This window comes from Kitasatospora sp. NPDC048545 (assembly GCF_040651155.1).
In the GTDB taxonomy this organism is placed as follows: domain Bacteria; phylum Actinomycetota; class Actinomycetes; order Streptomycetales; family Streptomycetaceae; genus Kitasatospora.
In genome coordinates this window covers 78946-101305 of the sequence record NZ_JBEZIQ010000002.1, presented here as the reverse complement: position 1 = coordinate 101305, position 22360 = coordinate 78946, and the positions used below count along the sequence as shown (strand labels likewise).

Sequence of the window (22360 nt, the reverse complement as noted above, 5' to 3'; positions counted from 1 at the left end):
CGGTCGGCAGGCGGCTCGGGGCCGTCCGGTGCGGGCGTCCGGGCCGGTCGGGCACGGCGGCGCCGGGCGCATGCGTCGGGTGCGCCGGAGTGTGATGCAGCGGACGGAGGCAACCGATCGGATCATCTGTATGCTCGCCGCCATGCCACCGACACCCGACGCCACCGCGCCGGGCGCCGCCGTGCCCGACCGGGAGGTGCCCGACCGGGGGCGCGCGGACGCCTGCCCCGGGGCGCTTCGCCTGCACCCGGCCGACGACGGCGCCCTGGCCCGGATCCGGCTGCCCGGAGGTCTGCTGACGGATCGTCAGGCACTCGCGCTGGCCGAGGCCGCCGAGGCCCTGGGTGACGGGCAGGTGGAGACCACCTCGCGCGGCAACGTCCAACTGCGGGGCCTGGCCGCGCAGTGCGGGGCGGACCTCGCCGAGCGGCTGCGCGCCGTCGCGCTGCTGCCCTCGGAGACCCACGAGCGGGTCCGCAACATCGTCGCCTCGCCGCTGGCCGGGCTGGATTCCGGCCCGGGCGCCGACGTCCGGGCCTGGGTGCGGGAACTGGACGCGCGGCTGTGCGCGAGCGACTGGGCGGCCGGGCTCTCCGGCAAGTTCCTCTTCGCGCTGGACGACGGGCGGGGCGATGTCGCCGCGCTCGACGCCGATGTGACATTGATCGCAGCCTCGGGGGCCGCGCCGGGAACGCCCGCGCTGCTGCGCCTCGGGCGTTCGGGCCACGGGCACCCGGTCGAGGCCGGGCAGGAGGTGACGGCCGTGCTCGACGCGGCCCGCTCCTTCCTGGACGCGCTGCGCACCAGCGGGCGCCGGGCCTGGCACCTGCGCGAGGTGCCCGACCTGCTGCCCGCCGGCCCGGTGCCGCTGCCCGCCTTCGCCGGTGCGGCGCCCGCCGTCGGCGCGCATCCCGGCGGGCTCTCGGTGGGGCTGCGCTTCGGCCGGGCGAGCGCCGCGCAGTGGCGGGCGCTGGTCGCCGCCGCGGCGGCCTCCGCCGGTGAACTGCGGCTGACGCCCTGGCGCGGCGCGGTCGTGCCCGGAGCGGCCGCCGATCTGCTGCCCGGGCTGGCCGCTGCCGGGTTCCGCACCGAGCCGGGCTCCGCCTGGGAGCGGGCCACGGCCTGCACCGGGTTGCCGGGGTGCGCCAAGTCGCTCGCCGACGTCCGTTCGGACGCGGCCGGGGCGCTGGACGCCGGCTCCGCTGGTGCGCACCCGGGCCCCGGTGCGCTGCCCGTCCACTGGTCGGGCTGTGAACGGCGCTGCGGCCACCCGGCCGGGCGGTGGGTGGACGTGCTCGCCACGGGGCACGGCTACCGGGTGACGGTGAACGGACCGGCGGCCGCCCCCATGGCCGCCGAGGTGACGAACGAGCAGATGGCCGAGGCGGTCGCCGAGGCCAGGAGGACCACGAAGTGATCGAGTACGAGAAGGACGGCGCGTCCATCTACCGCCAGTCCTTTGCCACCATCCGCGCGGAGGCCGATCTGGCCGCCCTCCCGGCGGACGTCTCCCAGGTCGCGGTGCGGATGATCCACGCCTGCGGGATGGTCGACCTGGTCGAGGACCTGGTGTACTCGCCCGGCGTGGTCGCCTCCGCGCGCGCCGCGCTGCACGCCGGTGCGCCGATCCTCTGCGACGTCAACATGGTTGCGAGCGGCGTGACCCGCAAGCGGCTGCCCGCCGACAACGAGGTGATCTGCACCCTCACCGACCCGTCGGTGCCCGAACTCGCCCGCACGATGGGCAACACCCGCAGCGCCGCCGCCATGGAGCTCTGGCTGCCCCGGCTGGAGGGCGCGGTGGTTGCCGTCGGCAACGCGCCGACCTCGCTGTTCCGGCTGCTGGAGATGATCGAGGCGGGCGCGCCGCGCCCGGCCGCGGTGATCGGCGTCCCGGTCGGCTTCATCGGCGCCGCGGAGTCCAAGCAGGCCCTGGCCGAGCACCCGTCCGGCCTGGAGCACCTGGTGGTGCGGGGCCGGCGCGGCGGCAGTGCGATGGCCGCCGCCGCCGTCAACGCGATTGCGAGCGAAGAAGAATGACGGAACATCAGGAACGTCAGGAGCCTTCGACCGGGCGACTGTACGGCGTCGGGCTCGGCCCCGGCGACCCGTCGCTGGTGACCGTCCGCGCCGCCGAACTCATCGGCAAGGCCGACGTGGTGGCGTACCACAGTGCCCGACACGGCCGGTCCATCGCACGCTCGATCGCGGAGCGGTACCTGACGGCCGGTCAGATCGAGGAGAAGCTGGTCTACCCGCTCACCGTGGAGACCACCGACCACCCCGGCGGCTACCGGGGCGCGTTGGACGAGTTCTACGAGGAGGCCGCCGACCGGCTGGCCGCCCACCTGGACGCCGGGCGCGACGTCGTCGTGCTCGCCGAGGGAGACCCGCTCTTCTACGGCTCGTACCAGCACATGCACAAGCGGCTCGCTCACCGCTACCCGACCGAGGTGGTGCCCGGCGTGACGTCGGTCAGCGCCGCGGCGGCCCGGCTCGGACAGCCGCTGACCGAGGCCGAGGAGACGCTCACCGTCATTCCCGGCACGCTGCCCGAGGAGGAGCTGACGGCGCGGATCGCGTCCGCCGACTCCGCCGTGATCATGAAGCTCGGGCGCACCTTCCCGACCGTCCGCCGCGCCCTGGAGCGGGCCGGGCGGCTGGCCGACGCCCAGTACGTCGAGCGGGCCTTCATGGCCGGCGAGCGCATCGCGCCGCTCGCGGAGGTCGACGGCGAGACCGTGCCGTACTTCTCGGTCGCGGTGCTGCCCAGCAAGGTCGCGCCGCTGGAGCCCGAGGTCCGGCTGTCGGAGGGCACGGGCAGCGTGACCGTCGTCGGCACCGGGCCGGCCGGGCCGCTCTGGCTCACCCCCGAGGCGCGCGGCGCGCTGGCCGAGGCCACCGACCTGGTCGGCTACACCACCTACCTGGCCCGGGTGCCGGAGCGCCCGGGGCAGCGGCGGCACGGCTCGGACAACAAGGTGGAGTCGGAGCGCGCCGAGTACGCGCTCGACCTCGCTCGGCGCGGCCACCGGGTCGCGGTGGTCTCCTCCGGCGACCCGGGGGTGTTCGCGATGGCCACCGCGGTGCTGGAGGTCGCCTGCGAGGAGGTCTACCGGGACGTCCCGGTGCGGGTCCTGCCGGGGATGACCGCCGCCCACGCGGCCGCCTCCCGGGCCGGCGCCCCGCTCGGACACGACTACGCGACGGTGTCGCTCTCGGACCGGCTGAAGCCCTGGGACGCGGTGGCCAAGCGGCTGCGCGCCGCCGCCGCGGCGGACCTGGTGCTCGCCCTCTACAACCCGGGCTCGAAGTCCCGCACCACCCAGGTGGGCCTCGCCCGGGACCTGCTGCTGGAGTACCGGGCGCCCGAGACCCCGGTGGTCATGGCGCGCGACGTCGGCGGGCCGACCGAGCGGGTGCGGATCGTCCGGCTGGGCGAGCTGGACCCGGCGTTGGTCGACATGCGGACGATCCTGCTGATCGGCTCCTCGCAGACCCGGGCGGTCGAGCGGGGCGGCGGCGTGGAGGTCGTCTGGACGCCCCGGCGGTATCCGGAGGCCTGACGGCCGGCGGCTGACGAATGGCGGATGACACATGACAGCCGACGGATTTCATCATCCGTCGGCTGTCATGTGTTTGCCGTCCTCTGTTCGCGTCCCCGCCGACCGTTACCGGGTCGGCTTGGCGACCAGCAGCTCCGTGTTGTGGTCCTCGCCCGCGCCCAGCAGCGCCGTCGGCCGCCCGTTCGGGTCGTTGTACGACAGCTCGCGGTAGAGCGCCGCGAGGTTGGCGTCCGAGGTGCTGCCGAAGTCCGTCCCGTACGGCGCGGAGGACTCGATCAACGTGGTGAACAGGGAGAGCGTGCCGTCCCCGTTGTCCACGACCTCGATGACCCGGCCGTGCTGCGGGTAGTCGATGTGCGAGGCGGTGTTGATCTCCCAGAACGCCCGCTCCGGCACCGAGTGGCCGTGCGGCGTGATCTTGTTCATGTGGGTGTGGCCGTTCACCCAGGCGACGACGTTCGGGTAGCGCTGCAGCAGCGTCACCAGCTCGTTGCCGTCGTGCCGCTTCTCGAAGATGTTGCGCGGGTCCGGCAGCAGGTTGCCCATCGAGGTGCTGGTGTGGTGGCTGAAGAGCAGGACCACGTCGTCCGTGCTGCCGCCCGTCACCCGGCGCCCGTCGGCGTCGTACCAGTGCCCGCTGTGCGCCTGCAGCTGCTGCTCCAGCCAGCGCAGCTGCGCGGTGCCGAGCGAACCGTCGGCGAACCCGGCCTGGTTGGTGGTGTCCAGGCTGATGCCGACCACCTTCTCCGAGATGCGGAAGGTGTAGTAGAGCTTGCCGCTGCTCACCATGTCCGAGGTGAAGCCGTGGCCGTACGGGCCGGCGCCGGTGACCGCCGGGTTCAGGTGGGCCTTGGCGAACTCCTTGAGCGTGAACGGCTTCCGGCGCTCGTCCGGGGTGATCCGGCGCACTGCGTCGCCACTGGCTATCAGCTTGGCGAGCAGGAACACGGCGCCCGCCGGGTCGCGGCGCAGGGAGTCCATCAGCTGGGCGGCGGTCGCGTCGTCGCAGCCCTCCAGCTTGTACTGGCCGGTGTAGAGGTCGTTGAGCAGCCCGAGGTCCGGCAGGGTGCCCTCGATGCTGTCGTCGTGGTTGCCGACCGTGGTGTACCAGGGGGTGCGCAGGCCCGGCGCGTCGAACGGGCGGCCGGCGGCGGACAGGAAGCCGGGCACCAGCGGGAAGCCCTTGGCCTTGTAGCCGTCGGTGTACGAGAGTTCGGGGTTCCAGTAGCCGGCGTTGCCGGAGTTCTGGACCCCTTCGTAGCGGTTCGGGTCGCCGGTGTTCTGGGCCAGTCGTCCGCCACCCATGACCTTGAGGTACCAGTCGAGTTCGGCGAGCTCGTGGTTGTCGGTGTTGTCACCGGTGGCCATCACCATGCTGAACGGCATGCCGGTGTAGGGGCCGCCGCCGAGCGAGTTGACCCGCTCGACGAGGGCCGACACGCCGCGGGCGTTCAGGGCCTCCTGCGGCCGGTACGCGCTGCCGTTGAACCGGGCCAGGTACTCGAAGCGCACCGGGGACTCGGTGTCGACCAGGTGCAGGTCGCTGAACTGGACGAAGCTGGCCAGCCCGATGCGGCGGTCGTCCCGGCCGGTGCCGGGCGCCGCCAGTTCGCCGCGCACCACCAGCGGCCAGCCCGGACCGGCCGTCAGCCGCTTGTAGCCGCCGGTGCCGACCGGCGTGGCCACCTGCTCCAGCGTGGTCCCGGTGACCTTGACCGCTCTCGCGGCCGTCGTCGCCAGCGCCTGGTCGCGCGTCGCGGCCGAGGCGAACTGCGCGCCGCCCAGCGACAAGGCCGACCACGCGGCGGCCACCGACGTACCCGTGAGGAACGTACGCCGACTCATCCCTGCCACAAAAACCCCCATACTGATGGCCGGCCGGGCGGACGACCCGTTCACCGACCCACGTGTCATGAACCCGCTTCTGGCGGACCGCCAGATTACTCACTGGTAGGGCTCGGCGGCGAGGCCCGTGCAGCGAACACTTCGGGAACGCGGGAGGCCGGCTGCGCGCAGTTTCCGCACGGCTCGCGCACGGCCCGCCGCACGGCTCGCGCGTGACCGGCCGCACGGCTCGCGCGGGGCCTGCCGTTGCGGCTCGCGCACGGCCCGCCGCGCGGCTCCCCGGAGAGCTGCCGCGCGGCTCGCGCAGGTGGTCCGGCGGGTGGCGCCCCGGGTCGTCGTCGGCCACCCCGGTCGGGCCGCGGCCGGGCGAATGGGGGAAAATCGGCGGCGGCGGCCGGTGCGGCCGCCGGAGAGAGCAGGACGGCGCGGGCGCCGTCGGAAGCGAGGCGCAGGTGGCCGCAGCGGCAGCCGAAGGCGGAGCCCGGGCGCAGTCCGGGGCGGGGGGCCGGGCCGGCCAGCTGAAGAGCAGCGGCCTGCGGCACGGCTGGACGACGGGCGCCTGCGCCACCGCGGCCACCAAGGCCGCGTACACCGCGCTGCTCACCGGAGAGTTCCCCGACCCCGTGGTCATCACCCTGCCCAAGGGGCAGCGGCCCGCCTTCGCGCTCGCCGCCGAGCGGCCTGCGGCGGACGGGCGGCCGTACGCCATGGCCGGGGTGGTCAAGGACGCCGGCGACGACCCCGACGTCACCCACGGCGCGCTGATCCGTTCGACCGTCCGGGCCGGAGAGCCCGGGGCCGGGGTGGTGTTCCGGGCCGGACCGGGGGTGGGGACGGTCACCAAGGCGGGCCTGCCGCTGCCTGTCGGGGAGCCCGCGATCAACCCGGTGCCCCGGCAGATGATCCGGGACGCGGTCGCCGAGGTGGCCGCCGAGCACGGCGGCAGCGGGGACGTGGTGGTCGAGATCTCCGTCGACCACGGTGCGGAGATCGCCCGCTCGACCTGGAACCCGCGGCTGGGCATCCTCGGCGGCCTGTCGATCCTCGGCACCACCGGGATCGTCGTCCCCTATTCCTGCTCGGCCTGGATCGACTCGATCCGCCGCGGTGTGGACGTGGCCCGGGCGGCGGGCCGCATGCACGTGGCCGGGTGCACCGGTTCGACGTCGGAGAAGGTCGCGGTCGCGGTGCACGGCCTGCCCGAGGACGCGCTGCTGGACATGGGCGACTTCGCCGGAGCCGTGCTGAAGTACCTCAAGCGCCACCCGGTGCCCCGGCTGACCATCGCGGGCGGCTTCGCCAAGCTGTCCAAGCTCGCGGCCGGTCACCTCGACCTGCACTCGGCGCGTTCCCAGGTGGACAAGGGGTACCTGGCCGAACTGGCCCGGCGGGGCGGGGCGCACGAGGCGCTGGCGGAGGCGGTGGCGGCGGCCAACACCGGTCTGGAGGCGGTGCAGCTCTGCGGGGCGGCCGGGGTGCCGCTCGGGGACCTGGTCGCCGAGGCGGCCCGGGCGACGGCGCTCGGCGTCCTGCTGGGCTCGCCGGTCGCGGTGGACGTCATCTGCATCGACCGCGCGGGCACCGTCGTCGGCCGGGCCGAGCCGCTCGGGCCGTGACAATGTCACGACTGTCACGGGAGCGCGACAACATCACCTGGTGATGTGAAGATCCGACGGCCATACAGGGAAAGAAACGGACAAAAGGAGCGCTGCGCCGCCTCTCGCTTCTATCGCCATCTCAGCCATGAGATATGGTCTGCCGAGTGACAGGCGACTACCTCACCCGCATCGGCACCCTCATCCGTACCGCGCGTCAGCACCGCGGCTGGTCCCAGGCGCAGCTCGGAGAAGCGCTCGGCACCAGCCAGAGCGCGGTCAACCGCATCGAACAGGGCAAGCAGAACGTCAGCCTTGAGATGATCGCCCGCATCGGCGAAGCCCTCGACAGCGAGATCGTCTCCCTCGGCTACTCCGGCCCGATGCACCTGCGCGTCGCCGGCGGCACCCGCCTCTCCGGCGCCATCGACGTCCGCAGCAGCAAGAACGCGTGCGTCGCGATCCTCTGCGCCTCGCTGCTGACCACCGGTCGCACCACGATCCGCAGCGTCGCCCGGATCGAGGAGGTCTACCGCATCCTCGAGGTGCTCACCAGCATCGGCGTCAAGAGCCGCTGGATCAACGAGGGCCGCGACCTCGAACTCACCCCGCCCGCCGAGCTGAACCTCGACGCGATGGACGTCGAGGCGGCCCGGCGGACCCGCAGCGTGCTGATGTTCCTCGGCCCGCTGATGCACCGCGCCCAGCGCTTCGCCATCCCGTACGCGGGCGGCTGCGACCTCGGCACCCGCACCGTCCAGCCGCACCTGACCGCGCTGCGCCGCTTCGGCCTGGAGGTCGCCACCACCGGCGGCGCCTACCACGCCTCGGTCGAGCCGGGTGCCCCGCTGGACCGCCCGATCGTGCTGACCGAGCGCGGGGACACCGTCACCGAGAACGCCCTGCTGGCCGCCGCGCGGCACGACGGCGTGAGCGTCATCCGCAACGCCTCGCCCAACTACATGGTCCAGGACCTCTGCTTCTTCCTGGAGGAGCTGGGCGTCAGGATCGAGGGCATCGGCACCACCACGCTCACCGTGCACGGCGTTCCGGAGATCACCCGCGACGTCGACTACACCCCGGCCGAGGACCCGGTGGAGGCGATGAGCCTGCTCGCCGCCGCGGTCGTCACCTCCTCCGAGCTGACGATCCGCCGGGTGCCGATCGAGTTCCTGGAGATCGAACTCGCGGTGCTGGAGGGCATGGGCCTCGACTACGACCGCACCCCCGAGTACCGGGCCCACAACGGTCACACCCGCCTGGTCGACCTCACCGTGCGCCCCTCCAAGCTGACCGCACCGGTCGACACCATCCACCCGATGCCCTTCCCCGGCATCAACATCGACAACGTGCCGTTCTTCGCCGCCATCGCCGCGGCCGCGCACGGCACCACGATGATCCACGACTGGGTGTACGACAACCGCGCGATCTACCTCACCGAGCTGACCCGTCTCGGCGCGGACGTCAAGCTCCTCGACCCGCACCGCGTGCTGGTCCAGGGCCCCACCCGCTGGCGCGCCGCCGAGATGATGTGCCCGCCGGCCCTGCGCCCGGCGGTCGTCATCCTCCTCGCCATGCTCGCCGCCCAGGGCACCTCGGTCCTGCGCAACGTCTACGTCATCAACCGCGGCTACGAGGACCTCGCCGAGCGCCTCAACTCCATCGGCGCCCGGATCGAGACCTTCCGCGACATCTGACGGTTCGTCAGTGAGCTGCCCGCCGCCTGCCGTCCGGACTCAACCGGTGAGCCCGGTCAGCAGGATGGCCACGTCCAACCCGGTGTCCAGGTAGTCCACGAACACCGGGTTGTTCAGTGCCCAGGGCGACCGCCGTTCCCGGATCAGCCGGACCGCCTCGCCGGTGTCCAGGCCCAGGCCGACCAGGGCCTGCGCCACCACCAGGCCCGAACGGTTGTAGCCCGAGTGGCAGCGCACCAGCGTCCGGCGGCCCCGGCGGACGGCCTCCGCCGTGAGCTCCGCCGCCTCCCGCACGGCCTCCAGTCGACTGGGGGAGAGCGGGGCGTCGGGCACCTCCCGGACGACGTGTTCCACCCACGGCGCCGGGCCGTGCCCCGGGAGCGTGAACAGGCTGACCACCAGGTCGAACTCGTCGCGGACGACGGCGGGTTCCAGATCGCCGCCGGGCGGGGTGAAGTAGTGCCCGCCCATCCAGAGCCCGGGGGCGATCTCGTTCCAGGGCTCCGACGGCCCGGGGGTGCCGCGTTCCTTCCGGCGGGTCCGCACGACCTGCTCCCTCTCCGTCGGCCCGCCCGGCCCCCGGCCCGGGGGCTACTCGCCGGTGCTGCCGTCGAGGTGTTCGCGCAGCAGGTCGGCGTGGCCGTTGTGGCGGGCGTACTCCTCGATCATGTGGGTGAGGATCCAGCGCAGCGAGAAGACCTCCTCGCCGTGGTGGCCCAGGACGTCCAACGACTCTGCGGCGGCGACGAGTTCCCGGGCGCGGTCGCACTCGCGGTGCCAGATCGCGAAGGCCTCGTCCGGGTCGGCCTCCTTCACGTCGAACTCGGCGAAGGAGCCGTCGGGGTGCTTCCGGAACCCGGGCAGCCCTTCGCCGTCGAGGACGTTGCGGAACCAGCCGCGCTCCACCTCGGCGAGGTGCCGGACCAGACCGAGCAGCGACAGGGCGGAGGGCTCCAGCGCCCGGGCCCGGAGCTGCTCGGTGGTCAGGCCCGCGCACTTCATCGCGAGGGTGTCGCGCTGAAAGTCCAGGAAGCCTGCCAGGGTGGTGCGTTCGTCGGCGGTCCGCGGGGTCTCGGTGCGCCGGTCGGCGGTCATCTCGGTGCGCTGGGCGTCGGTCATGGGGTCATCCTGCCGGGCGGTCGGCGGGTTCGCCCGGCATTCCACGGACCGGGCTCAGCCCGACCGCTCCAGCCAGCGCAGCGCGCCCTCGACGTCCGTCACCACCGGCACGCCGTCCGGCACCGGCGGACGCTCCACGACGATGACGGGCAGCCGCAGCCCGCGGGCAGCGGTGAGCTTGGGCGCGGTCGCGGCGCCGCCGCTGTCCTTGGTGACCACGACGTCGATGTCGTGCGCGCGCAGCAGCGCCAGCTCGCCCTCGATCGTGAACGGGCCCCGGTCCAGCAGGACTTCGAAGGACGGCGGCAGCGGCGGCTCGGGCGGGTCGACCGAGCGGGCGAGGAAGTGGACCCCGTCGAGGTGGGCGAAGGCGGCGACGCTCTGCCGCCCGGTGGTCAGGAAGACCCGCTCGCCGCGCCGAGGCAGCAGGTCGGCCGCCGCGGCGAGCGACGGCACGGGGAGCCAGTGGTCCCCGTCGACGCGGGTGAAGCCGGGGCGGCGCAGCACCAGCAGCGGTACGCCGACGGCGGCGGACGCCAGGGCGGCGTTGTGCGAGATGCCGGCGGCGAACGGGTGGGTGGCGTCGACGACGGCGTCCACCCGTTCGGCGCGCAGCCAGTCGGCCAGGCCGTCCGGGCCGCCGAAGCCGCCGATCCGCACCTCCCCGGCGGGCAGCCGGGGCTCGGCGACCCGGCCGGCCAGCGAGCTGGTGACCCGCAGGGCCGGGCGGCCGTCGAGGGCTGCGGCCAGCGTCCGCCCCTCGGTCGTCCCGCCGAGGATCAGCAGGTGGCGCATCACGCCCCGCAGGGCTCGTGCGGGCGTTCGCGGTCCGCCGAGTAGAGGTGGCTGTCCCGGAAGTGCTCGGCGGCCAGGGTCCGGCCGACGATGATGACGGCCGTGCGGACCACGCCCGCCGCCTTGACCTGCTCGGCGATGTCGCCGACCGTGCCGCGCAGCACCAGCTCGTCCGGGCGGCTCGCCATCGCGACGACGGCGGCCGGGCAGTCGGCGCCGTAGCGCGGGAGCAGCTGCTCGACCACGTCGTCCACGTACCCGGCGGCCAGGTGCAGCACCAGCAGGGCGCCGCTGCGGCCGAGGGTGTCGAGGTCCTCGCCCTCGGGCATCGGGGTGGCGCGCTTGGCGATCCGGGTGAGGATGACGGTCTGGCCCACGGTCGGCACCGTCAACTCCCGCTTCAGCGCGGCCGCGGCGGCGGCGAAGGCGGGCACGCCGGGGACGACCTCGTAGGGGATGCCGGCCGCGTCGAGGCGGCGCATCTGCTCGGCGACGGCGGAGAACACGGACGGGTCGCCGGAGTGCAGCCGGGCGACGTCCTTGCCCTCGTGGTGGGCGCGCGCCATCCGCTCGACGATGCGGTCCAGGGTCATCTGGGCGGTGTCGACGAGCAGCGCGCCGGGCGGGCACTCGTCCAGCAGCTCGCGCGGGACCAGGCTGCCGGCGAACAGGCAGACCTCGGTGCGGGCCAGGATGCGCTGGCCGCGCAGGGTGATCAGGTCGGCGGCACCCGGGCCGGCTCCGATGAAGTAGACGGTCACGAGGCGTCCTCCTGGGGGGTGTCGGTCCTGACGGCGGACCACTGGGTGACCGGCATGGCCTGGCGCCACCCGGTGAAGCCGCCCACCGGGACGGCGTGGGAGACGGCCAGTTTCACGAGCTCGCCGCCGTGCCGCCGGTACCACTCGGTCAGCAGCGCCTCGGACTCCAGGGTCACGGTGTTGGCGACCAGCCGGCCTCCCGGGCGCAGCGCCGCCCAGCAAGCCTCCAGCAGGCCGGGCGCGGTGAGGCCGCCGCCGACGAACACGGCGTCCGGGGTGGGGAGTCCGTCGAGGGCTGCGGGCGCGGGGCCGGTCACCACGCGCAGCCGCGGCACGCCGAGCGCGGCGGCGTTGCGGGCGATCCGCCCGGCGCGCACCGGGTCGCGCTCGACGCTGACCGCCCGGCAGTCGCGGTGGGCGCGCAGCCACTCGACGGCGATCGAGCCCGAGCCGCCGCCGACGTCCCAGAGCAACTCGCCGGGGGAGGGGGCGAGCGTGGCGAGGGTGGCGGCGCGGACGTGCCGCTTGGTCAGCTGGCCGTCGCTCTCGTACGCGGTGTCGGGCAGGCCGGGGACGAGGGAGGTGCGGGGGCCGTCGCCGAGCTCGACGGCGATCAGGTTCAGCGGGTCGCCCGGCGGGTGCGGCCAGCCGTCGGCGGGGCCGTGGAACTGCCGTTCGCGCGCGTGGCCGAGCTTTTCGAGCACGCGCAGGCGGGCGGTGCCGTAGCCGCGCTCGGTGAGCAGGGCGGCGACGGCGGCCGGGGTGGCGGCGTCGGCGCTGAGCACCAGCAGGCGGCGGCCGGGGTGGAGGGCGAGCGCGAGGGTGGCCGGCGGACGGCCGACCAGGCTGACCACCTCGGTCGCCTCCAGCGGCCAGCCGAGCCGGGCACAGGCGTAGGAGACGGAGGAGGGGTGCGGCAGGACGCGCAGCCGCTCGGCCCCGATGGTCTCGGCCAGGGTGCGGCCGATGCCGAAGAACATCGGGTCGCCGCTGGCCAGGACGGCGACGCGGCGGTCGGCGTGGGCGGCGAGCAGTCCGGGGACGGCCGGGCGCAGCGGGGAGGGCCAGGGGACGCGCTCGGCGGTGACCTCCTCCCGGGGGAGCAGGTCCAGCTGGCGGGGGCCGCCGATGACCACGTCGGCCTCCCGGAGCGCGGCCCGGGCGGTGGCGGCGAGGCCGGGCCAGCCGTCGGCCCCGATCCCGACGACGGTGATCGGGGGTGGCAGCTCGGGCACCGGGTGGCTCCTCGTCGTTCGATCCTGCGGTTGTCGCGACTCGTGGTCCCGCGGTCCTGGGGTCTCGCGGTCCTGAGGTCCCGGGGTCCTGGGGCCGGCGATCCTGCCGGCCGGGGCAGCCTACCTGGCGGTATCCGGAGGGTAACGGGGCGGCCCTGGCGGCCGGTCCGTCCGGACCGGGTCCGGTGGGGGCGGGGGCTCGGGCGGCTGACGGTCGACGGGTTTCAGATGTCAGATTTCATCATCTGTTCGCTGAAAGCTGTCAGCTGTGATCTGTCAGCCGCGATCCGTCACACGCGATCCGTCGCCCATCCCCGTTCACCCGCTGCACCGTTCACCTTCTGCGCCGCTCACCTGTCGCACCCGGTCACCGGTCCGCCCAGTCCCCCGAAGCGATCAGTGCCGGCCGCTCGCGCAGCCGGGCTTCGGCGTCCGGTCCGGCCAGATAGACCCACGCGTCCCGCCGCCCGCCCGGCACCGCCGTCCGGACCGCCATCCGCTGCCGCACGTACAGCCCTGTCCCGTCCGCCTGGCACTCCTCCAGCAGGTCGAGGGCGGCGAGTGCTCCGGCGTAGGCGCCCGGGCGCACGGTGATCAGCTCGCCCACGATCCGCCGCCCGGGCGTCGCGTCGAGCACCGCGTACGGAAAGCCGGGGCCCTCGTGCAGCGCGGCGCCGTCCAGCACGGCCGGCCGGACGTCGGCGCAGCGTCCGGCCAGGTGTGCGGCGTGGTTGCGGCCGCCGCTGCGCAGAGTGCCGTAGACGAAGAACGGCAGCTCCTCCTCGGACGCGGACACGGGTTCGACCTCCTCACCGGGGAGCGCCCACGGTACGTCCTCCGGTCCGGTTCGTGATACCGACTGGCGCGCCGGGCCGGTCATGCGCTGTCATATCGGATGTTCGGCCAGCACCGTCCAAGGGGGACACACATGACATCGCCCGCCTCCTCCCAGCCGGCCACCACCGCCGGTGCCACCCCCACGACCGCCGCGACCCCCGCCACCCCCGGGAGTCCCGCCGACGCACCCCCTGCCGACGTACCCCCCGTGGCCCTCACGAAGACCGCCACCGTCGGCCCGCCCCCGCCCGCCGACCCCCGCCCCGCCGGCCGCCTCGGCGGCGCGGTCTGGCTGGCCCTCGCCGTGGTCTACATCGTCTGGGGCTCGACCTACCTCGCGATCCGGATCGCGGTGGAGACGATGCCCTCCTTCCTCTCCGCCGCCGCCCGCTTCCTCATCGCGGGCTTCCTGTTGGTCGGCTACCTGCTGGTGCGTCAGGGTCCGGCCGGGCTGAAGGTGAGCGGGCGGCAGCTGGCCTCCGCCGCTCTGGTCGGCCTGCTGCTGCTGACCGGCGGCAACGGACTGGTGGTCCTGGGCGAGACCTCCGTCCCCTCCGGCCTGGCCGCCCTGCTGGTGGCGGCCGTCCCGCTGTGGATGGTGGTGCTGACGGCCTTCGGCGGCGAGCGCCCGAAGGCCGCCGAGCTCGCCGGGGTGCTGCTCGGCCTGGTCGGCCTCGGCGTGCTGTCGGCCCCGGCGATCGGCGGGTCCGTCGCGCCGCTCGGCGTGGTCCTGATCATCTGCGCCACGCTGTTGTGGGCGGCCGGCTCGTTCGCGAGCAAGAAGGTCCCGATGCCGGGCAACGTGCTCGCCGCGAGCGCCTACCAGATGCTGGCCGGCGGGTTCTGCAACCTGCTGATCGGACTGGTCCGCGGCGAGCAGCGGGGGCTGGACCTGGCGGCCGTGTCCGGCCGGTCCTGGCTGGCCCTCGCCTACCTGGTGCTGTTCGGCTCGCTGCTCGCTTTCACCGCGTACGCCTGGCTGCTGCGCTCCGCGCCGCTGACGCTGGTCGCCACCTACGCGTACGTGAATCCGGTGGTGGCGGTGCTGCTGGGCTGGCTGATCCTGGCCGAGCCGCTGACCGGCCCCACCCTGGCGGGCGGGGGGATCGTGGTCGCGGGCGTCTGCCTGGTGGTGAGCGTCAGCCGGCGTCCCGGGCGTCGTCCCGGGCGTCGCGGGTCGGAGCCGTCCGCTCGTAGGTGAGCACGACGTTGCCGCGCTCGAAGACCCGGCTGTCGGTGAGGGTGAAGGCGCGGGGCGTGAAGCCGGCGCCCGGAGCGAACAGCGGGATGCCCGAGCCGATCACCACCGGGTACTGCTTGACGATCAGCTCGTCGATCTCGGGCAGCAGCTGACCGGCCAGGTCGGCACCGCCGCAGAGCCAGATGCCGAGCCCGTCCTCCGCCTTCAGGCGGCGGACGACGCTCAGCGGGTCCTCGGCGGTGAGCTCGACCGCAGGGTCCGGGCTGGTGCCGAGGGTGCGGGAGAAGACGATCTGCCGCAGGTGGGCGTAGGGGTTGGCGATTCCGAGCCGGATCCCCGGCTCGTAGGTGCCGCGGCCCATGAGCACGGTGTCGAAGCGCTTGTTGGGGGCGTCGGCGATGCCGACCGCCGCCCGGCCGAAGGTGGGGATGGTCTCGGGGTACTCGCTGTGGAGCGTCGGGGCGTAGTCCTCGGTCACGTACGGCATGAAGAAGCCGAAGTCGCCGTCCGGGGCCGCGATGAAGCCGTCGATGCTGGCGCCGACGAAGTAGGTGAGCTTGCGCATGCAGGTCCTTGGGGTCGAGGAACGGGATCGGGGCGCGGTGCGGGCCGGGACCGGCCTGCTTGGCGAACCACGACAACTATAGTACTCCGTGCGTAGTGGTTGCTAGGGGTGTGCCGCTCGAATCCCACGCGGTCCGATTTCACGCGGTCCCGATGCCGTACCGCCCCGATCCGATAGCGGCCCTGATCCGATACCGGCCCCGATCCGGTACCGCCCCGAGCCCTCGACGTCACAGGGGGGAGAATCGGCCCATGGTCCAGAACCCAGCCCGCCGCACCGCCCTCGCCGACGCCGCCATCGAGGTCCTCGCCCGCGACGGCGCCCGCGGCCTCACCTTCCGCGCGGTCGACGTCGAGGCCGGCGTCCCCAAGGGCACGGCCTCCAACTACTTCGCCAGCCGGGACCACCTGCTCCACCAGACCGCCCGGCACATCCACCACCGGCTCGTCCCGGACCCGGCGATCCTCGACGAACTGATGCGCGCCCCCCGGGACCGCGCCCTGGTCACCGCCCTGATGCACGAGCTGATCCGCCGCATCACCGCCGACCGGGCCGGCTACCTGGCGATGCTGGAACTACGGCTGGAGGCGACCCGCCGCCCGGACCTGAGGACCCAGCTCACCGGCACCATCCGGGACGACCTGGAGGCCAACGTCGCCTACCACCTGGACGAGGGCTTCCCCGGCGACCGCGAGACCGTCCTCGTGCTCTACCTCGCCATGACCGGCCTGATCCTCGAACACCTCACCCTGCCCGAGGTGTTGGGCGTCGACGGCCTGGCGGCGCTGATCGACACCATCGTCGAGCGGATCGTCCCGGCGGTCTGACCACGCCGGGGGCAGCGGTCGCCCCCGCGCGTCGGGTTCGCGCGTCCGGTTCGCGGGGGCGGGTCGCCGGGGCGCCGGGTCGGCGCCTCGGGGTGGACGGAGCCTTCGGGTCAGAGGGCGTGCGGCGGCTTGCCCGTCCACCAGTTGCCGGGTGCGTCGGGGTCGCGGCTGGTCCAGTACTCGATGATCGCGGTGGTGAACTCGGCCGCGGACAGGACGCCGTCGCCGTCGGTGTCGAGGTGGCGGAAGGCCTCGTCGGCGTCGTCGCGGCAGAGGCCCGCGAAGTGGCCGCGCTGGAAGACGAAGAACTCGCCGGCGTCGATGGTTCCGCTGCGGTCGGCGTCGGCGACGGCGAGGAAGGCCTCGGCGAGTGCGCCGAGGCTGTCCCGGGCGGCTTCGGGGTCGTCGGCGAGCGACCCGGTCGAGGCGACGAACTGGTCGCGGGTGATCGCCTCGGTGCCGGCGGGCAGCCGGGCGAGGTGCAGGTCGTGCCAGATCGTCAGGTAGGCGCGGACGATGACGGCCTCCGCCTCCGAGCCTTCCTGGTGGCCGAGCGAGCGGGCCACCGAGTGGCCCATCAGGACGTGGTCCCGTTCGGTGATGAGTCCGTCGCCGTCGGCGTCGAGGTGATCGAAACCGTGGTTGATCTTTGCGATGAGCAGGTCGTCCGACAATGTGCCCCCTCGGCTGGCGATTCCTGGCTCTCCTACGTCATATCGCCTGCACGCTAACCCCTTGAGCCGCGCTCGCGCAGCTGAACGAACGGCGAACGGCCGTGCCGGTCCGTCCCGGCGCCGCCCGCCCGTCAGTCCTCCTGGTGGTCGGCCCAGACGTACGTCTCCGGCAGCAGGTCCCGCACCGGGACGGTGCGCAGCGCGGACCCCTGCCCGACGATGATCCGCAGGTCCGGAAAGTAGTCCAGCAGCGCCTGGCGGCAGCGACCGCACGGCGGGATCACCCCACGCTCCCGGTCGCCGACCGCCACGACGGTGGTGAGCTCGTACGCGCCCTGCCCGGCCGCCGCCCCGATGAGCACCAGCTCGGCGCACGGCCCGCCGGTGAAGTGGTAGGCGTTCAGGGCGGTGACGATCCGCCCGTCGGCGTTGCGCCCGGCGGCCGCCACGGTGTGGTTGTCGCCCCGCGCGTACCGCCGGGCCACCTCCCGGGCGGCCGCGACGAGCTCCGTGTCCACGGGCGGGTGGTCATGGGTGGACATGGTGGTTGCCCCTCCTCGATCGGATCCGACGGGATCCGATCATGATCCACCCGCCCCTGATCGTTCCAGTGCTTTCCTGAGCCCTGCGGGAGTCCTGGTGCGCCCGGACCGGGAGCTGCGCCGCCGGCTCGGCCGCGAGATCCAGCTCGTCTTCCAGGACCCGTACGGCCCGCTCAACCCGCATTTCCGGACCGGTCCCCGGGGGTTTCCCGTGGGCCGTTCGAGCGACATCAGATCGGAGTGGAGGCTTCATTTCGGTGCACCGCCGGCGTTGCAGGAGACCGGACATAAGCCTGCAAACCGGTTCGGCTGTCCCGCATTCCGAGACCTCCGCCACAGTCCGTCCGGTGTTGGTAGGCTCCCGGTGGGCTGCGACTGGCGCGCAGGGATGGAATCAACCATCGGGAAGCGGCCTCGTGAAACCTCACGTGAAGTTGCCGAGCGCCTGGGCCATCCGTATCCCCACCAGGAGACCGCCTTGGCCCAGCAGCCCCACACCGCCGCGACCCCCGCCGCCGACACCGCCTTCCGCAGCGCCCTCGACGTGGTCGCCGGCGTCGAACCGCGGATCGCCGCCGCCATCGGCCGGGAACTCGCCGACCAGCGCGCCTCGCTCAAGCTGATCGCCAGCGAGAACTACGCCTCCCCGGCCGTCCTCCTCACCATGGGCAACTGGCTCAGCGACAAGTACGCCGAGGGCACCGTCGGCCGCCGCTTCTACGCCGGCTGCCGCAACGTCGACACCGTCGAGTCCATCGCCGCCGAGCACGCCCGCGAACTCTTCGGCGCCGACCACGCCTACGTCCAGCCGCACTCCGGCATCGACGCCAACCTCACCGCCTTCTGGGCCGTCCTCTCCCAGCGGGTCGAGAGCCCGGCCCTGGAACGCGCCCGGGTCCGCAACGTCAACGACCTCACCGAGGAGGACTGGGCGCAGCTGCGCCGGGACCTCGGCAACCAGCGCATGCTCGGCATGTCCCTGGACACCGGCGGCCACCTCACCCACGGCTTCCGCCCCAACATCTCGGGCAAGATGTTCGAGCAGCGCAGCTACGGCACCGACCCGGCCACCGGCCTGCTCGACTACGACGCGCTGCGCGAGACCGCCCGCGAGTTCCGCCCGCTGATCATCGTGGCCGGCTACTCCGCCTACCCGCGCCTGGTGAACTTCCGCACGATGCGCGAGATCGCCGACGAGGTCGGCGCCACCCTCATGGTCGACATGGCGCACTTCGCCGGCCTGGTCGCGGGCAAGGTGCTCACCGGCGACCACGACCCGGTCCAGCACGCCCACATCGTCACCACGACCACCCACAAGTCCCTGCGCGGCCCGCGCGGCGGCATGGTGCTCTGCACCTCCGAGCTGGCCGAACACGTCGACCGCGGCTGCCCGCTGGTGCTCGGCGGCCCGCTCTCGCACGTCATGGCCGCCAAGGCCGTCGCCCTCGCCGAGGCTCGCCGCCCCGAGTTCCAGGCTTACGCCCACGCCGTCGTCGCCAACGCCCGGGCCCTCGCCGAGGGCCTGCTGCGCCGCGGCGGCACGCTGGTCACCGGCGGCACCGACAACCACCTCGTCCTCGCCGACGTCTCCGGCTACGGCCTGACCGGCCGCCAGGCCGAGGCGGCACTCCTCGACTCGGGCATCGTCACCAACCGCAACTCCGTCCCGCAGGACCCGAACGGCGCCTGGTACACCTCCGGCGTCCGCCTCGGCACCCCGGCCCTGACCACCCGCGGTCTCGGCACCGCCGAGATGGACGAGATCGCCGAGCTGATCGACACCGTCCTGCGCGCCACCACCCCCACCACCGCCGCCAACGGCACCCCGTCCAAGGCCGGCTACGCCCTCGACCCCGCCCTCCGCGACGCCACGGCCAAGCGCGCCGCCGACCTCCTCACCCCCTACCCGCTCTACCCGGGCATCGATCTCGCCTGACCGACACCCCCGGGCTGCCGCATCCCCGGCAGCCCGGGGCTCAGGGCCCGTCCCGGCGCCCCGGGCGACGATCCCGATCCCGTGCCGGTCCGGTCAGTACTGCAACGACTTGTACTGCAGGAACTCTTCCAGCCCGTGGCGCCCCAGTTCGCGGCCGAGACCGGAGTTCTTGAAGCCGCCGAAGGGGGCGAGAGGGTTGAAGCGGCCACCGTTGAGGTCGACCTGGCCGGTGTCGAGGCGGCGGGCGAAGGCGGCGGCGGTGTCGGTGTCGCGGGCCCAGACGCCGCCGGCCAGGCCGTACGGGGTGCCGTTGGCCAGCTCGACGGCGTGGTCCTCGTCGCGGTAGGCGAGGATGACCAGGACCGGGCCGAAGACCTCCTCCTGGGCGACCGCCATCTCCGGCGTCACGTCGGCGAGCACGGTCGGGCGGACGTAGAAGCCGGTGGGCAGTTCGGCGACGGGTTCCGAGCCGCCGACGACGAGCCGGGCGCCCTCGGCGAGCGCGCCGTCGATGTAGCCGCGCACCCGGGCCAGCTGCTTGGCGTTGACCACCGGCCCGATCCGGGTCTGCGGGTCGGTCGGGTCGCCGGGCACGTACTGGGCGGCGGCCTTGGCGGCCCGCGTGACGGCCTCCTCGTACTGGTCCTCGTGCACCAGGAGGCGGGTCAGGGCGCTGCAGGTCTGGCCGGAGTTGGCGAAGACGCCGGCGACGTTGTTCTTGACGGCGCGGGTGATGTTGGCGCCGGGCAGCACCACGTTGGCCGACTTGCCGCCGAGTTCCAGCGCGACCCGCTTGAGGCCCCGGCCGGCGGTCTCGGCGACCTGGCGGCCGACGGCGGTGGAGCCGGTGAAGGACACCACGTCCACCTGCGGGTGGGCGACGAGCGCCGCGCCCGCCAGCTCCCCGGTGCCGGTGACCAGGTTGAACACCCCGGCCGGGAAACCGGCTTCGTGCACCAGCCGGGCGAACAGCCGGGCCACCAGCGGGGTGTCCTCGGCGGGCTTGAGGACCACCGGGCAGCCGGCCGCGAGCGCGGGGACGACCTTGGCGACGATCTGGTGCAGCGGGTAGTTCCACGGGGTGATCGCGGCGACGACGCCGGCCGGCTCGGCGTGCACCACCGAGTTGCCGATGCGCTCCTCGAAGGGGTGCTCGGCGAGCAGGGTCAGGTAGGAGGTCGCCACGGTCAGCGGCAGCCCGGCGTGGACGGCGGCGGTGAAGCCGACCGGGGCGCCGAGTTCGGCGACCACCGTCTCGGTGATCTCGTTCTGTGCGGCGTCGAGGCCGTCCCGCAGCCTGGTCAGCAGGTCCAGCCGCTCCTCGCGGGTGGTCGCGGCCCAGCACCGGGCGGCCCGGCGGGCTGCCGTCACCGCCGCGTCGACGTCGGCCGTCCCGCCGGCCGGCACCGTGGCGAGCACCTGCTCGGTGGCAGGGTTCAGTACTGCTATCGAGCCGGGGTCCCCGGAGGGCCGCCAGGCCCCGTCGATGTACTGGTCGCTGTACTCCGCGTACTGCTGCACCGATTGTCCCCTCATCTGCTCAGCTCATCTGCTCAGCCGTTTGACCGACGGCGCTCGTCGGAGGCCAGTCAAAACGGCCCGGGCGGGCGCGCGCAAGAGCCGGTCCGGCCCGGCAGACTTGCCGGTCACCGCGGGCCGAACCGCCCGGCGCACGCGTCGAACGGATCGGCACCCGGGCCGGTGCCGCCCCCGGCGCCCTCCGAGTTGCCGGTCCCCGTGTCGCGCGGCAACCTGTCCCCGTGGCGCGCGGCGACCGGCACGCCGGGGTGCCGGCACGCCGGCGCCGGGTGCGGAGCCGACACCGGGATCGTCCCCGAACCGGTCATGCGGAGGCATCGAACGGGACATGAGGAATCCCCGTCCGACGACCACCGTGTTCACCTTCCGGTGGTTCGGTGACGGTTCCGGAAACTCCCCGCGCGAAGACCTCCACACAGTGGTCGGTACGCAGGTACATTGCTGTGAACTCAGCGGCGGGGGAATACTGCTGACGACGTCTCGACGTGCTGCGCACGGTCGGGGCCGGCGCGTACCGCGACCGCCCCGGAACTCCCCTCCCGCTGAGGTCCGGTGAGAGATCCACCGGTCCACCCGTGCCCCGAAGGAGCTTCCATGACCGACGCCGCGTTGTCGGGCGAGTCGCAGCACACCACCGAGCCGGCGAGCCTGGACGACGTCCCCGGGTGGTTCTGGGACCACGACCGGCATTCCTTCGAATGGTTCCTGGGGCGGCAGGAGAAGACCGGCGTCACCGGTGACCTGATGGAGATGGGGGCCTACCTCGGCCGCAGCGCGATCGTGATCGGCGAGCACCTCCAGCCCGGCGAGACGTTCACCGTCTGTGACCTCTTCGATTCGGACGCGCCCGACGACGAGAACGCCGCCGAGATGGACCTCTCCTACCGGAAGACGCTGACCCGCTCGGCCTTCGAGAGCAACTACCTGTCCTTCCACGACGAGCTGCCGGAGATCATCCAGGCGCCGACCTCGGTCCTGGCCGGCGGGAAGGTCCCCGTCGGCGCGTTCCGGTTCATCCACATCGACGCCTCCCACCTGTACGAGCACGTCGTGGGGGACCTCCAGGTGGCCCGGGTCGCCCTGCAGGAGCAAGGCGTCGTGGTGCTGGACGACTACCGCTCGCAGCACACCCCCGGAGTGGCGGCCGCGACCTGGGAGGCCGTGTTCAACCACGGGTTGAAGCCGATCCTGCTCACCGAGTGCAAGTTCTACGGCACCTGGGGCGACCCGGAGCCCTTCCAGCGCGAACTGCTGGACCGGATCGACCTTGCGGCGGGCTGTCAGCTGAGTTCCGAGACCCTCAACGGTCGCCCGGTGCTGCGGATGACCGGGGACTCGGAGGGCATCGAGCGGTTCCGCGGCTCGCGCCACCACGGCCGGCTGGCCGCCGAGTCGGCCCGCCGCGAGGCTGAGCAGTCCGCGGTGGAGGCCGACCGGGCGCTCCGGTCGGCCCGCGACGAGGCCGTCGGCGACCTGGCCGCCCGCCGGGCCCGGGCCGCGGAGGCACGCCGCCCCGTCAACGTCGCCAAGCGCGCGGCCCGGGACCTCCTCCCGCCCGTCGTCACCACCGCCATCCGCCGGGCCCGCCGCGGCTGACGGTCCCCGCCCGCGGGAGCACCGCACTGC

At 73.6% G+C, this 22360-nt stretch carries 20 protein-coding genes and 1 riboswitch; of the genes, 9 read left to right on the top strand and 11 right to left on the bottom strand.

Annotated features, from left to right (window positions below; genetic code table 11):
• Positions 1 to 142: 142 nt before the first annotated feature.
• Genes AB0D10_RS02560 through AB0D10_RS02550 form a run of 3 tightly spaced genes read left to right on the top strand, consistent with a single transcriptional unit; the run spans position 143 to position 3566 of the window.
• Positions 143 to 1417, top strand: coding sequence for a hypothetical protein (locus tag AB0D10_RS02560; protein ID WP_360249961.1), 1275 nt, complete (start codon positions 143 to 145; stop codon positions 1415 to 1417).
• Positions 1414 to 2040, top strand: coding sequence for a precorrin-8X methylmutase (locus AB0D10_RS02555; protein ID WP_360249958.1), 627 nt, complete (start codon positions 1414 to 1416; stop codon positions 2038 to 2040). Before AB0D10_RS02560 ends, AB0D10_RS02555 begins: the two co-directional genes overlap by 4 nt.
• Complete coding sequence (locus tag AB0D10_RS02550; protein WP_360249955.1) at positions 2037 to 3566, top strand: precorrin-2 C(20)-methyltransferase; 1530 nt, start codon at positions 2037 to 2039, stop codon at positions 3564 to 3566. Before AB0D10_RS02555 ends, AB0D10_RS02550 begins: the two co-directional genes overlap by 4 nt.
• A 105-nt stretch (positions 3567 to 3671) precedes the next feature.
• Here AB0D10_RS02550 and AB0D10_RS02545 read toward each other — a convergent pair whose 3' ends face one another.
• Entirely contained in the window at positions 3672 to 5411 is a 1740-nt protein-coding gene (locus AB0D10_RS02545) for a TIGR03767 family metallophosphoesterase (protein WP_360249952.1), read from the bottom strand.
• Between the two features lie 452 nt (positions 5412 to 5863).
• On the opposite strand from AB0D10_RS02545, the gene AB0D10_RS02540 reads away from it, so the two are divergent.
• On the top strand, positions 5864 to 7027 hold the full coding sequence (locus AB0D10_RS02540; RefSeq protein WP_360249949.1) for a cobalt-precorrin-5B (C(1))-methyltransferase: 1164 nt from the start codon (positions 5864 to 5866) through the stop codon (positions 7025 to 7027).
• A gap of 146 nt (positions 7028 to 7173) precedes the next feature.
• The gene (locus AB0D10_RS02535) at positions 7174 to 8703 is read left to right on the top strand and encodes a UDP-N-acetylglucosamine 1-carboxyvinyltransferase (protein ID WP_360249946.1); all 1530 of its coding nucleotides are present in this window, start codon (positions 7174 to 7176) and stop codon (positions 8701 to 8703) included.
• Positions 8704 to 8742: 39 nt separating this feature from the next.
• Here the strand turns inward: AB0D10_RS02535 and AB0D10_RS02530 are convergent, their stop codons facing one another.
• The 6 genes from AB0D10_RS02530 to AB0D10_RS02505 all read right to left on the bottom strand — a co-directional run bounded on the left by AB0D10_RS02530 (position 8743) and on the right by AB0D10_RS02505 (position 13409).
• Positions 8743 to 9249: a protein phosphatase gene (locus AB0D10_RS02530; RefSeq protein WP_360249943.1), complete on the bottom strand. Its 507-nt coding sequence runs from the start codon at positions 9247 to 9249 to the stop codon at positions 8743 to 8745.
• Positions 9250 to 9294: 45 nt separating this feature from the next.
• A complete protein-coding gene (locus AB0D10_RS02525) occupies positions 9295 to 9798 on the bottom strand; it encodes a DinB family protein (protein ID WP_360250647.1) in 504 nt (167 codons plus the stop codon).
• A 78-nt stretch (positions 9799 to 9876) separates the two neighbouring features.
• A complete protein-coding gene (locus AB0D10_RS02520; RefSeq protein WP_360250644.1) occupies positions 9877 to 10617 on the bottom strand; it encodes a cobalt-precorrin-6A reductase in 741 nt (246 codons plus the stop codon).
• Entirely contained in the window at positions 10617 to 11378 is a 762-nt protein-coding gene (cobM, locus tag AB0D10_RS02515) for a precorrin-4 C(11)-methyltransferase (RefSeq protein WP_360249940.1), read from the bottom strand. Before cobM ends, AB0D10_RS02520 begins: the two co-directional genes overlap by 1 nt.
• A complete protein-coding gene (gene cbiE / locus AB0D10_RS02510) occupies positions 11375 to 12613 on the bottom strand; it encodes a precorrin-6y C5,15-methyltransferase (decarboxylating) subunit CbiE (protein WP_360249937.1) in 1239 nt (412 codons plus the stop codon). The genes cobM and cbiE overlap by 4 nt, the downstream gene beginning before the upstream one ends.
• Before the next feature lie 367 nt (positions 12614 to 12980).
• The gene (locus tag AB0D10_RS02505; protein WP_360249934.1) at positions 12981 to 13409 is read right to left on the bottom strand and encodes a gamma-glutamylcyclotransferase family protein; all 429 of its coding nucleotides are present in this window, start codon (positions 13407 to 13409) and stop codon (positions 12981 to 12983) included.
• 132 nt (positions 13410 to 13541) lie between these two features.
• On the opposite strand from AB0D10_RS02505, the gene AB0D10_RS02500 reads away from it, so the two are divergent.
• Positions 13542 to 14651 (top strand): EamA family transporter, encoded by a 1110-nt coding sequence (locus AB0D10_RS02500; protein ID WP_360249931.1) that lies wholly within the window; start codon positions 13542 to 13544, stop codon positions 14649 to 14651.
• Here the strand turns inward: AB0D10_RS02500 and AB0D10_RS02495 are convergent.
• The gene (locus tag AB0D10_RS02495; protein ID WP_360249928.1) at positions 14590 to 15216 is read right to left on the bottom strand and encodes a dihydrofolate reductase family protein; all 627 of its coding nucleotides are present in this window, start codon (positions 15214 to 15216) and stop codon (positions 14590 to 14592) included. The genes AB0D10_RS02500 and AB0D10_RS02495 overlap by 62 nt on opposite strands.
• Before the next feature lie 251 nt (positions 15217 to 15467).
• Here AB0D10_RS02495 and AB0D10_RS02490 point away from each other — a divergent pair, with 251 nt between their 5' ends.
• A complete protein-coding gene (locus tag AB0D10_RS02490; protein WP_360249925.1) occupies positions 15468 to 16043 on the top strand; it encodes a TetR family transcriptional regulator in 576 nt (191 codons plus the stop codon).
• A 110-nt stretch (positions 16044 to 16153) separates the two neighbouring features.
• Here the strand turns inward: AB0D10_RS02490 and AB0D10_RS02485 are convergent, their stop codons facing one another.
• Together AB0D10_RS02485 and AB0D10_RS02480 are read right to left on the bottom strand one after the other, a co-directional pair.
• A complete protein-coding gene (locus AB0D10_RS02485) occupies positions 16154 to 16717 on the bottom strand; it encodes an EF-hand domain-containing protein (protein WP_360249922.1) in 564 nt (187 codons plus the stop codon).
• A gap of 131 nt (positions 16718 to 16848) precedes the next feature.
• Complete coding sequence (locus AB0D10_RS02480; protein ID WP_360249919.1) at positions 16849 to 17259, bottom strand: cytidine deaminase; 411 nt, start codon at positions 17257 to 17259, stop codon at positions 16849 to 16851.
• Positions 17260 to 17620: 361 nt separating this feature from the next.
• A riboswitch (ZMP/ZTP riboswitch) is annotated at positions 17621 to 17717 on the top strand.
• A 20-nt stretch (positions 17718 to 17737) separates the two neighbouring features.
• On the opposite strand from AB0D10_RS02480, the gene AB0D10_RS02475 reads away from it, so the two are divergent.
• Positions 17738 to 19195, top strand: coding sequence for a glycine hydroxymethyltransferase (locus AB0D10_RS02475; RefSeq protein ID WP_360249916.1), 1458 nt, complete (start codon positions 17738 to 17740; stop codon positions 19193 to 19195).
• A 93-nt stretch (positions 19196 to 19288) separates the two neighbouring features.
• On the opposite strand, the gene AB0D10_RS02470 is transcribed toward AB0D10_RS02475, so the two are convergent.
• Positions 19289 to 20731 carry an aldehyde dehydrogenase family protein gene (locus AB0D10_RS02470; RefSeq protein WP_360249913.1) on the bottom strand — a complete coding sequence of 481 codons (1443 nt, stop codon included), beginning with the start codon at positions 20729 to 20731 and terminating at the stop codon, positions 19289 to 19291.
• 597 nt (positions 20732 to 21328) lie between these two features.
• On the opposite strand from AB0D10_RS02470, the gene AB0D10_RS02465 reads away from it, so the two are divergent.
• Positions 21329 to 22330: a class I SAM-dependent methyltransferase gene (locus AB0D10_RS02465; RefSeq protein ID WP_360249910.1), complete on the top strand. Its 1002-nt coding sequence runs from the start codon at positions 21329 to 21331 to the stop codon at positions 22328 to 22330.
• Positions 22331 to 22360 lie beyond the last annotated feature (30 nt).